3 protein-coding genes are annotated in these 2,266 nt (G+C 61.0%); 1 reads left to right on the forward strand and 2 read right to left on the reverse strand.

Features of this window, described 5'->3' with window-relative positions; translation table 11 throughout:
* Positions 1–647 precede the first annotated feature (647 nt).
* Positions 648–938, reverse strand: coding sequence for a BrnA antitoxin family protein (locus tag D4A39_RS16595; protein WP_119918575.1), 291 nt, complete (start codon positions 936–938; stop codon positions 648–650).
* Positions 935–1,222: a BrnT family toxin gene (locus D4A39_RS18280; RefSeq protein WP_199699478.1), complete on the reverse strand. Its 288-nt coding sequence runs from the start codon at positions 1,220–1,222 to the stop codon at positions 935–937. The genes D4A39_RS16595 and D4A39_RS18280 overlap by 4 nt, the downstream gene beginning before the upstream one ends.
* Before the next feature lie 296 nt (positions 1,223–1,518).
* Between D4A39_RS18280 and D4A39_RS16605 the strand changes: the two genes are divergently transcribed.
* On the forward strand, positions 1,519–2,266 hold a 748-nt coding region (locus tag D4A39_RS16605; protein ID WP_147393934.1), incomplete at its 3' end, for a replication initiation protein.

The raw sequence follows: 2,266 nt of genomic DNA on the forward strand, positions 1-2,266 counted from the left end.
GCGCGAGTTCCCGGAAGGCCGCATCCTGCTGTTCGATGGTGAGCGCCAGGAACATCTCCTGGGCTTCCGTCCCGAAGGTCACGATCCCCGCAGTGACCACAGCCGCGTTGCTCTTCATGGCTCTTTTGGCCCCACGGGCTGTCCGGAGCGCCAGAACCTCATCCCTGATCTGCGAGACAGGGCGGGGTTCCATCAGGGGCCTGTTCAAGCTTTTCCGAGCAGGATCCACGTATTTGGGCTGAGGGCCAATCCGGAAATCATGGCGTCTCTGGCCATAAGCCTGGGACAGGGACTTTCCCTCCAGCCGCACGGAAGCGGCGCGGGGGTTCCCACCGGTGAGATCTTCGGGGCGAATGTTCAGGGGTTCGGTGCTCATACCCCCAAAGATCGCCGACCCACATGAAAATCCAAAATCCGGACTTTCGAAAATCCCTGTTCATGATAGGATAATCGAATAACAAAATGGCAAAKTATCGTTTATTCATAACCTACTAGCCATAAACACCCCCCCGATGGGGTCTGTTTATGGCTCTCCGGCGAAGAGGGTTGCTGCGCCCCTCTTTCGAAACTCCCAACCGAAGGGACCAGCCCCTTTCGAAACCCCAGAGCCGGACATGGTCCGGACAGAATGGCCGCATTCTGCACCTTCAAAGCCCCGCAGCTTCCCGGAGTGCGTCGTTCATCCGGGTTTGCCACCCCGGACCGGACGCCTTGAACCGAGCCACGATCTCCGGATCGAGCCTCAGCGACACCGCCACCTTTGGGTTCTCCGCCTTAGGACGGCCCACAGCGTTTCTGCGCATGGCTTCCGCCAAGGCTGGAAACACCTCAGCAAACGGCTTGGCTTGGCTGATCTGCTCATCCGTGACTTCTGGCGCTTCCGGATCGCTGGCGATCATTCGCTGGATCTGCTCTTCGGTCAGGTGCTTTCGGGTCATAGCAGGGTCCTCTCCTTCCGACTGGCAGGGCGCATCGAGATCACGGACACCCCTTCGATGCMCAGGGTGGCAAASACCACAGCGATCGTCCCATCCGCGAGATGCCCTATCGCCATGTGCCGATCGTCTCTCGCGGGAACCACGACCGAAGCCAGAAAGAACCCCTCATCGAGGTCACCGAAATCCAAGCCATGCTTGGCGAGGTTCGCTTGGCGCTTTGGCTCATCCCAGACGATCATCAACATAATTTTCGTATATACGAAAACAAGGCCATTATCAAGCATCGCCAACCCCTCTCTCCCAGCACGGCCAGAAATTGGCCGATCAGCCGACCATGAGGGGTGAAGTTTCGCTGAGTGTCGGGTGTCGAGTGTCGCGTGTCGCTTCGCTCCCCTCGACACCCGACACTGACACTGGGGGGCTAAAAATGGAGGTCCCGGAGGGTAAAAATGTAGATGCCGGAGGGTATGAATGGAGGTCCGGGAGGGTATGAATGGAGGTCCGGGAGGGTATGAATGGAGGTCCGGGAGGGGCGTATGGAGAGTTGACTATGGAGCAAGCAAACTTGTAACCTCCACTGATGAGGGAAATCACCGTTCCATCCAGCGCCGTCGCGCTCCGATCCGAAACGCCCCTGRCGCCCGCCATGGTGTCGGCGGTMTGGGAAATCGCAGCCGCGCTGGACGAACAGCGCGTGCCCGCGACCGTTCCCAATTCCGTATGGCTGGAGGTGCCGACCCTACGCCTCCGGGGGGAGGGCAGCAGGGCCGACAATGTCTGGCTGCGGCAGTGCCTGGAGCGGCTGACTGGGGTGAAGCTGTCCGGAGAGCATCGCGGCGATCCTTGGGGGGCCGTCGTCCTGGCCGAATGGCACATCACCGAGGGCGGCAGCATGGCGCGCCTGCTGATCCCGCCCGCCGGGGTTCACGCCCTCCGCAGCCCGGCCAACTTCACGAAAATCGAGGCTGCAGCTGCTCACCGGCTGACCGGCCACGGACGGCAGCTCTACGCTCTCCTCGCAGACAAAAAACGCCTCGGGCGCCCTTACKGGATCTTCGACCTGGCCGAGCTGYGCGCGCTCATGGGAGTTGATGATCGCACAGCGTACGACGTTTGGGGACAGTTCAGCCGATGGGTCCTCAAGCCCGCCATCGACGCGATCAACGACTACGGCACGGTCACGGTCAAGATGACCCCGGAAAAGCGCGGCCGATCAGTCCATGCCGTCCGCTTTGACTGGCATTGGAAGGACCCGCACGAAGCCTCGGAAACCGCGGCCGAAAACGACCGCCACAGCGCCGCGCGTCGAAAAGCACAGGAAACCTCCG

The organism is Alcanivorax profundi, from assembly GCF_003597125.1.
In the GTDB taxonomy this organism is placed as follows: Bacteria; Pseudomonadota; Gammaproteobacteria; order Pseudomonadales; family Alcanivoracaceae; genus Alcanivorax; species Alcanivorax profundi.